Source organism: Mesotoga sp. UBA6090 (genome assembly GCF_002435945.1).
Classification (GTDB): Bacteria; Thermotogota; Thermotogae; order Petrotogales; family Kosmotogaceae; genus Mesotoga.
This window is the reverse complement of sequence record NZ_DIXC01000090.1, coordinates 1-8754: the sequence shown is the minus strand read 5'-3', so window position 1 is coordinate 8754 and position 8754 is coordinate 1. Positions and strand designations below refer to the sequence as shown.

General features: G+C 44.9%; 10 protein-coding genes and 1 pseudogene. 5 read left to right on the top strand and 6 right to left on the bottom strand.

The window, feature by feature from the left end:
* The 4 genes and pseudogenes from B3K42_RS13640 to B3K42_RS13625 all read right to left on the bottom strand — a co-directional run.
* A pseudogene (locus tag B3K42_RS13640) lies at positions 1-252 on the bottom strand (adenylosuccinate lyase); the annotation flags it as partial.
* Positions 253-493: 241 nt separating this feature from the next.
* On the bottom strand, positions 494-721 hold the full coding sequence (locus B3K42_RS13635) for a hypothetical protein (RefSeq protein WP_110989631.1): 228 nt from the start codon (positions 719-721) through the stop codon (positions 494-496).
* Positions 722-760: 39 nt separating this feature from the next.
* Positions 761-1033, bottom strand: coding sequence for a hypothetical protein (locus B3K42_RS13630; protein WP_110989630.1), 273 nt, complete (start codon positions 1031-1033; stop codon positions 761-763).
* A gap of 263 nt (positions 1034-1296) precedes the next feature.
* Positions 1297-1740, bottom strand: coding sequence for a CGGC domain-containing protein (locus B3K42_RS13625; protein WP_110989629.1), 444 nt, complete (start codon positions 1738-1740; stop codon positions 1297-1299).
* A 142-nt stretch (positions 1741-1882) separates the two neighbouring features.
* Here B3K42_RS13625 and B3K42_RS13620 point away from each other — a divergent pair, with 142 nt between their 5' ends.
* Positions 1883-3214 carry an MATE family efflux transporter gene (locus tag B3K42_RS13620; protein ID WP_110989628.1) on the top strand — a complete coding sequence of 444 codons (1332 nt, stop codon included), beginning with the start codon at positions 1883-1885 and terminating at the stop codon, positions 3212-3214.
* A 77-nt stretch (positions 3215-3291) separates the two neighbouring features.
* Here the strand turns inward: B3K42_RS13620 and pepV are convergent, their stop codons facing one another.
* Both pepV and B3K42_RS13610 read right to left on the bottom strand, forming a co-directional pair.
* Positions 3292-4677 carry a dipeptidase PepV gene (gene pepV, locus B3K42_RS13615; RefSeq protein ID WP_110989627.1) on the bottom strand — a complete coding sequence of 462 codons (1386 nt, stop codon included), beginning with the start codon at positions 4675-4677 and terminating at the stop codon, positions 3292-3294.
* 12 nt (positions 4678-4689) lie between these two features.
* Positions 4690-5700 (bottom strand): mannose-1-phosphate guanylyltransferase, encoded by a 1011-nt coding sequence (locus tag B3K42_RS13610; protein ID WP_110989626.1) that lies wholly within the window; start codon positions 5698-5700, stop codon positions 4690-4692.
* Positions 5701-5932: 232 nt separating this feature from the next.
* Here B3K42_RS13610 and B3K42_RS13605 point away from each other — a divergent pair, with 232 nt between their 5' ends.
* The 4 genes from B3K42_RS13605 to B3K42_RS13590 form a co-directional block, all read left to right on the top strand.
* Positions 5933-6313: a hotdog domain-containing protein gene (locus B3K42_RS13605; protein WP_110989675.1), complete on the top strand. Its 381-nt coding sequence runs from the start codon at positions 5933-5935 to the stop codon at positions 6311-6313.
* Positions 6306-7127, top strand: a complete 822-nt coding sequence (locus tag B3K42_RS13600) for a 3-keto-5-aminohexanoate cleavage protein (protein ID WP_110989625.1) — start codon at positions 6306-6308, stop codon at positions 7125-7127. The genes B3K42_RS13605 and B3K42_RS13600 overlap by 8 nt, the downstream gene beginning before the upstream one ends.
* A complete protein-coding gene (locus B3K42_RS13595) occupies positions 7127-8158 on the top strand; it encodes an L-erythro-3,5-diaminohexanoate dehydrogenase (protein WP_110989624.1) in 1032 nt (343 codons plus the stop codon). Before B3K42_RS13600 ends, B3K42_RS13595 begins: the two co-directional genes overlap by 1 nt.
* A 9-nt stretch (positions 8159-8167) precedes the next feature.
* Positions 8168-8754, top strand: a 587-nt coding sequence (locus tag B3K42_RS13590; RefSeq protein ID WP_292599273.1) for a KamA family radical SAM protein, incomplete at its 3' end; no start/stop codon positions are given.

The following is an 8754-nucleotide window of genomic DNA, read 5'->3' as shown; positions in this document are numbered from 1 at the left end:
TTCATCCCCCATTCCCTGTGTCACGGACTTTATGAAGGCAATGACATCGTGATCTACTTGTTTTTCAATTTCGGAAATCGCTTCCAAATCGATTCTTGCAACGGACTTCATCTTTTCAAGTGTCCCTTGAGGTATTTGTCCTGTCTTCTCATAGGCATTGACGACGGCAAGTTCCACTTCGAGCCATCTTTCATACTGGGCTTCCAGTTCCCACAGTTCTTTCAGGGGGGAAAGCGCGTATCTCTCAATCATAATCTACCTCCAATCCAACAGATAATAGTTTACATCAAAGCAACTGCCATTGTTTTTCATAAGTGTCATTCTAATGAAAAAGGTTATGATCAAATCGAAGCTACTATGAAGAAAACCGAGAACCATCTTTGTCCAGCCTCTGCCGGAATTTGACAACGGCAGCCTGGCTACCATGTCCGAAGAATCAACTCAAAATAAATAAGATTAGTAGAGTTTCTCGCTCCGTGCCGGACTTTAAGAATCAATAAATCAGTCTAACGGTCCATTCAAACACCGCGCTGATTTCTTCCCCTTTCGAAATCACAAAGTCAATTATCTGATCTGCTGTTTTTTGGAATCTGAGAAGGTAATTCCCAACTCCACTCTGCTCGTCTACTGCAATTACACCTCTTGCCACTCCTCCAACAGCCACTCTCGCAGATGAAAAGCCTCCCATCGAATAGTTCCTGGCAATAGCTGCTCCCCTCACTGCAAAATCATAAGAAACCGCAAGGCCCCCTCCTGCCAGCTACAACGAAATTGCCAATCCGCCGAATGCAGAGAAAAGACTGGCAGATAATCCACCCAGAGAAAGCGCCACCCCTCCAAAGCTGAATAGTCCAATTGAAACTCCGCCAATGGCTAACAATCCGACTGCCACATTCCGAACTGCAATAATGCCTTTTCCGACTCCAAACGGATGCGTATTAATGTGGGTGATTGGCAGACCTGCAATGGTCTTCTTTGAGATGAACTCATAACCAACGTAGCCTTTGATACCGTAAGCCCGAGAAAACCTCATGCGAACCTGGGGGTAAGTCGATTTCTTCTCTTCTATAAATTCTCTGGCATACGCAGGGGGTCTCTCAGCACTTCAAAAGGGTTCCCTTTACCACTGTCGAAAACCTTGTTCTGGATATCGTAGTTCATCTCTTCCAATTCTCTCTCTCGTCTCTCTGTCTACACTAATAGTGCTCAACGCGATTCGCAGATACTGAGAGATTCTCTTCTCACTAATCATCTCTTTCCCCGTTTTCAGGCCCGACAAGATCGGAAGATTCTGGATCAGTCATACGCCTTCATTATCTCTCGATCCTCTTTAATCAGGTGTTCTGCTTTAGAATACATATTTGACTTTTCCCAGAATGAAAGCTTCTCGTGGGCGGTGAGATACTTCATTGGTATGGGATGAGTCCCGATCACAACAGGAATCTCATAATAGCTCTCGATGAACTCCTTGAATTGACTTAATCGCGGACAAGGGGGATAACCCACCACCATTCCCGTTGCAAGATGAATAACCTCGGCTCCGTTCTTCATCATTTCTTGAGGCACGTATTCTACGTTACCCCCCGGGCAGCCCCCGCAATAAGAATAACCGACAAGAACCAGTTCTTCTTCATCAGGATAGATGGAAAAACCACCCACATGTTCTCTCATTGCCCTGAGACATTTCCCTCCCCCACAACTCTGATAGCGACCACAAATAATTATTCCTATTTTCTTCACAAAAACACCCCTCTCTAATGTGAAATACTTATCATCATCATTATAGCAATTCATAATGCTTATACTAATTCGATTATCGTACTATTGCCTATCTCAAGAAATAGCTGTATAATTCTACGGTTCATTTCTTTCGGAGGTTGTTATGAAGGATTTCACAAAGCGAATGCTTTCCATTGCGATACCTATAACACTTCAAAATCTCATATCTACCGGCCTCAATCTTGTTGACAATCTTATGATTGGTCAATTAGGTACAACCGCAATAGCTTCAGTGGGTCTGGTGAATCAGGTGGTCTTTATCCTCAATATTCTCACCTTCGGGGTGTCTAGCGGAGCCGGAATATTCGTTTCGCAGTACTGGGGTAAAAAAGACGAAAAGAACATTGAGAAGACGCTCGGACACATTCTCTACATTACAATGGGAGCTGCCGTTGTATTCTTTGTACTGCTGTTCTTTTTGCCCGAAAGAGTATTGATGATCTTCACTACCGATACTGAAGTGATAAGAACCGGTGCGATATATGCAAGGCCAGTAGCCTTTTCAACGTTTTTGACATCGTTTTCCTTTATTATTGCTATGGCTTTGAGAACAGTGGAAAAAGCCAGAATTCCTATGTATGTAAGTCTTGTCGCTCTGTCTATCAATACAGTGGTGAACTACGTGCTGATTTTTGGTTTTGGACCAATTCAACCTCTTGGTGTTTATGGAGCATCACTTGCAACTCTCCTGTCAAGATTTGTGGAGTTCGTGATTTTTGTCAATATTGTCTTGCGAAGGAAAACGCCTGTAAGGCTTTCAAAATTCGCCTTCAAGTTCGAAGCGCCGTTTTTCAGAAGGCTTATGAAATATGCTACTCCGGTGATCGTAAATGAGTTTCTGTGGAGCTTGGGTATTACAATGTACTCGCTTGTTATGGCAAGAATGGGTACTGAGTTTATAGCGGCCAGGAATATCTCCAGCACCATCGAAAACTTCGGGTTCGTCATTTTTGGTGGATTAGCTTCAGCGACAGTTGTCATGGTGGGAGCAGAACTGGGAAGAAATAACTTCACTCAGGCAAAGTATAACGCAAAGAAGCTGCTTCAGCTTACTGTGATAACCGCAGTGGCGACCGGCCTTATCATAATTCTGCTTTCGAGGATTATTGTGAATTTCTACAATATAGATCAGGGACTTAAGAATATTGTCCTTAACGTAATTATCATTGTGGGCATCTTCCAGCCAATCAAAATGTTTAATGCAGTGAACATCGTCGGAGTTCTCCGAAGCGGAGGAGACACAAGAGCAGCTATGATCATCGAGATTGCATCGCTTTGGGGAGTGGGAATTCCTCTTGTGGCTGTCACTGGACTGGTCTTGAAATGGCCACTCACTCTCGTCTACGTCGCGATGATGATCGAAGAGCTCTTCAAGGCAATTCTGGGAGTCAGAAGGACTTTGACCTGGAAGTGGCTGAGAAACGTTGTAGATTAGCAACATCTGGGTCAAAAAAAGGCCGAAACACAGTCGCTTCGGCCCTTGATAGACTTGTCACGCAAGCTGCTTCTTGCTCAGGTCTGCAGGAACCTAAGGAACAGCTGAGCGTAAATCCTTGACACGAGAAGAACATCTTCAATCGATATCCTTTCATTTGGCTGATGGGCAAGTTCAACATTTCCGGGCAACAAAGCTCCGAAAGCCACGGCATTAGGCACTGCTCGAGCGTAGGTTCCTCCACCAATAGCTATCGGTTCTTCATCGTGTCCTGTCACTTCTTTATATACTTCTCTGCACGTCTTTACCAATTCCGAATCGGGAGATACATAAAGCGGCTTCTGGTGATGGTAGGTTTCGACCCGGAATCCACCGAAAGCCTCTTCAATCTGCGACCTTATCATTGCTTCATTGAAGAAAACAGGGTATCTGATGTTAATTACCAACTTCAGGACTCCAGCTTGAAGTTTGAGAGTTCCGATATTAAGAGTCAATTCTCCAGACATTGAATCCTTCCCGGCAATTCCTAGCGATTCACCGTAGAATTCGTAACCAATCTTGTTTCTTATTGTACTCAAGAGCCTCTTCATCTCAGAATCTTCCAGAGGAAGCTCCACGAGAAGATCTACTAGAGCTGCCATTGCGCTCTTCCCTTTATTTGGGGTAGATCCGTGGGCAGAAACTCCCGTTATCGAAATCTCAACTCTTCTATCTATCTTATTTATCTTAAGTTTAGTATCATTTTTCGGTGAGAAGGAGCTAATTCTCTCTAGAATCTCATCGTCCGCACCCTTGAGAACGACCTTTGCTGACGAAGCGACCATATTGGGTGCTTCTCCGGCAGTCAAGGTCTCGATTGCCAGACCTTTCTCTCTACTGATTGCAGGTGCTGAAATTCCGTAATTCACTATTCCTTTCTCCGCAAAAATCACAGGAAAATCGGCATCGGGAGTCACGGACATATCTGGAATCTCTTCATGCTTCACATAGTACTTCATGCACTCCCAACCAGTTTCTTCGTTTGTTCCGAAAATCAACCTAATTCTCTTGGACGGCTTCTGAACATAGTCCTTTATTGCCTTGAGAGCATAAAGTGCCGCCATCATAGGGCCTTTGTCATCTTGAGTTCCTCTTCCCCAAATCTCTCCGTCCTTCACCAGGCCGCTGTAAGGTGGAACTTCCCAGCCTTCTCCCTCTGGAACTACATCAAGATGACCAAGAACTCCGAAAGTCTCGCCCGATCCATAGTCTACTATGCCCACATATCCATCGGCGTTTCTTGCCTCAAAACCTAACTTCTGCGCCAACTTGATAGTCTGATCAAGTGAATCCCTTACCCCTTTGCCAAAGGGGCCGCCATCTACCGGAGCATCCTGAACTGACTTGATCTTAACTGAATCAGATATTGATCTTACCAGTTCCTCCTTAAGGGAAATCACAATTTCGTCAAGTTTTCTATCCACTTTTTCTCCTCCTTACACTATTATCTCCTTTATTTCCTGTGACTCTCCTCTTTTGCAAACCAGTGTTCCCTCACTACTTGCCACCACAATGTAGTTCTCAATCCCCGAAATTGCGAGTTTCTTCTGGGTATGGTTGATTAAGAGGCAGTTCTTGACGTTTCTCAGAGAAAATTCGCCTTCTACTGCATTTCCATTCTTGTCTTTCAGCAGCAGATCATAGACCGCATCCCACGATCCAATGTCATTCCAGTAGAAATTGGCCGGGACAGTCGCAACTTTCGTCGATCTCTCCATCAAACCATAGTCTATAGAGATCTTTGGAAGTCTCTCGTATATCTTTTCGATGTCTTCAGGCCTCTCTTCAATCTCGGAGATTGCAGAAAACAGGTCCGGGAAGTTCGTTGAAAGCTCCGAGTCGAAGATGTCCTTTCTCCACACAAATATACCCGAATTCCATAGAAACCTGCCAGACTGAAAATATCGTTGAGCAGTTTCATAGTCGGGCTTTTCGTGGAACTTCTTCACCGAATAGACCTCTTCATCATCACTTACAACGTTTCCCCTTTCAATGTAGCCGTAACCAGTATAGGGGCGAGTCGGGGTTATCCCTATTGTAACGAGCGATTCATTTGATTCTGCATACTTAATTGCCTTTCTCAAAGTCTTAAGAAAGCTTTCTTCATCTCTGATAACATGATCAGCAGGAACAATAACCATAATATCCTCAGCTGCAAATCTACTGCTGCCCAAAGCAATGGCGGGAGCTGTATTTCTTCTCATGGGTTCGAATATGACGTTGTCGCTTGGAAAGAGGGGCAAGTAGTATTGCATTAGTGGATACTGCTCCCTTGTTGTGATGATTATTATCTCATCGGTAAGCTTTTCCACTCGTTCAATAGTTTCCTCAATCATAGTTTTCTTTGAACCGAACTTCTGGAACTGCTTAGGTCTCTTTTTTACGCTAACCGGCCATAGCCTCTCCCCTATTCCGCCAGCCATAATAAGTGTCTTGACCACACACATCTCTCCTTCCCGCAACATCTTGTTATCTATAGCATACCAGAAAGGTAGAGCTTTACCTGGCGAAGGCAAGGAGGTAATTTTTTTGAAAAATCGTGTATAACGGAATAGTAAGAGAGACATAGAAAGATGTGTTCGACTCTGTTAGGGTTTAATCAGCGGCTGCAACCCTTGATGCAGTTACATTTTAGAGGCAAGATTGTATATATAAGGGGGTATTATCTTGACAAAGGCGATGGTCAGAATTCGAATGAGCCTTCACGATGCTCATTACGGTGGTAATTTGGTTGATGGAGCAAGAGTTATCCAGATGTTTGGCGATGTTGCTACTGAGTTGCTGATAAGAAATGACGGCGATGAAGGCCTATTCAAGGCCTATGATAACATCGAATTTCTTGCTCCAGTCTATGCAGGAGATTACATCGAAGCAACAGGAGAAATAGTCTCAAATGGCAACACATCACGGAAGATGATTTTCCAAGCCTTCAAGGTCGCTCAGGCAAGGCCGGATATCAGTGATTCTGCGGCCGAAATCCTTCCCGTGCCGGTCCTTGTGTGTAAAGCCAGCGGAACATGCGTCGTTCCAAAGAACAGGCAGAGGAAGAGCAATGGATAAACTGATAATCACGGCGGCCCTGACCGGCGCGGAAGTGATGAAAGAACAACAACCTGCTCTTCCGATTTCTCCCGAAGAAATCGCATCGGCAGCTTATGAATGCTTCCTTTCAGGAGCAAGCATAGTCCATATTCACGCAAGGGATTCTTCGGGAAGACCAACCCAGAGCCGCGAAGTGTATAGAGATATTATGGAAAGAATTCGAAGCAAATGTGATCTGATCTTTCAGCCGTCCACCGGCGGGGCGGTGTGGCACAAGGTGGAGGAGAGAGCTCAGCCTCTCGATCTGGATCCGGAGATGGCCACTCTTTCCACCGGTACGTGCAATTTCGGGCATGATGTCTTCTTTAACTCGGAAGAAACTATTGAGTATTTCGCACATAAGATGAAGAAGAGAGGCATCAAACCCGAGATTGAAGTATTTGAAAGAGGTATGATTGAAAACGCCCTCAGATTGCAGAAAAAGGGTCTGATTGAGAGCCCGATACACTTTGACTTTGTTCTTGGAGTCCCTGGGGCCAGCCCTGGAAACATCGAAGATTTGATCCATATGGTTAACGCAATACCGGCAGGAAGCACATGGACGGTAGCCGGGATCGGAAGAAATGAGCTTCCTCTAGCTACATTCGCTATCCTTCTTGGGGGACATGTCAGGGTAGGTTTTGAAGACAATGTTTACTACGCAAAAGGCGAACTTGCCCTTTCTAACGCGCAACTAGTCCAGAGAGTTGTCAGAATTGCAGGAGAGCTGGGCAGGGAAGTCGCGACTCCCGCCGAAGCAAGGGCAATACTTGGAATCAGGAGGAAAGACTAATGAGAGGATGTCCTTATGGAAGCCACAGAGTAATTGAACCTACCGGGTTCCTTCCTCAGGCAGCTGTAAGAATCGATAATTCAACGGAGCTATATGACAACGAAATTCTCGTCGATGTGGAGACTCTGAACGTTGATTCTGCGAGCTTTACGCAAATAAGAGAAGCTTGCAGGGATGATGAATCCAGAATCTCCGATATGATAATGGACATAGTTAAGGACAAGGGAAAGCTACAAAATCCCGTCACCGGCTCCGGAGGGATGTTCATAGGAAGGATATCCAGGATCGGAAAAGATCTTTTGGAAAGGGATTTGAAAGTCGGCGACAGGATAGCTTCACTTGTTTCTCTTTCTCTGACACCCCTTAGAATCGAAAGAATTCTAAAAGTCCATCTTGAAAAGGATCAGGTAGACATTGTGGGAAAAGCCGTTTTGTTTGAAAGTGGCATCTACTCGAAGCTACCCTCTGATATTCCACCGAAGATGGCCCTTGCAGTTCTGGATGTTGCCGGGGCCCCTGCACAGGTCAACAAACTTGTTGAGAAAGGTATGAATGTAGCTATACTGGGAGGCGGAGGAAAATCCGGCGTTCTATGCTGCTATCAAGCTATGAAGAAATGTGGCGACTCGGGAAAAGTGATTGTAGTAGAATATTCAGAAGAGAATGCCGAGAGGATCCGCGAGCATAAACTGGCCCATGAAGTAGTGATTGCCGATGCAACTAAACCGCTTGAAGTGTATGAGAAAATAAGAAGAATTACAGAAGGGAACCTCTGCGATGTGGTTATCAACAACGTTAATGTTCCTGGAACAGAAATGGGATCGATTCTCGCGGTAAAGAACGAAGGTATTGTCTACTTCTTTAGCATGGCGACTTCTTTCACAAGAGCAGCTCTTGGCGCCGAAGGTGTAGGAAAGGATATTACAATGATTATTGGAAATGGCTACACCAAGGGTCACGCTAAGCTTGCACTAGATATTTTGAGAGAATCAAATGAGATTAGAAGGCTTTTTCAGAAGCTATACATTTGAGGTGAAGCAATGCGAGATTACAGGGAAATTCCAATGTGGAAAGACGTTACTCCTGCTCAGTGGAGTGATTGGCGCTGGCAGGTTGCCAACAGGATCAAGACTGTAGAAGCTCTCAGGCAGATAATCGAAATCACCGAAGAAGAAGCGCTCGGAATTGCCGAATGTCTAAGAACGCTTCGAATGTCAATTACACCCTACTATGCAACTCTTATGGATCCAATCAATCAGAGATGCCCAATTAGAAGACAGGCAGTTCCTACGGACAAGGAATTGAAAATCGACAGATGGGATATGATTGACCCACTTCATGAAGATGAAGACTCTCCGGTTTCCGGGCTTACTCACAGATATCCCGATAGGGTCCTCTTTCTAATTACAGACCAGTGTTCGATGTACTGCAGGCATTGTACACGGCGAAGGTTTGCCGGACAGCTCGACAGACCGAGAACCAGACAGGAAATCGATGCAGCAATTGAGTACATCAGGGAAACACCTGAGGTTAGGGATGTATTACTTTCAGGAGGGGACGCATTACTTGTTGGAGACGATTATCTAGAGTATATTTTGGGCGAATTGAGAGAAATTCCCCACGTCGA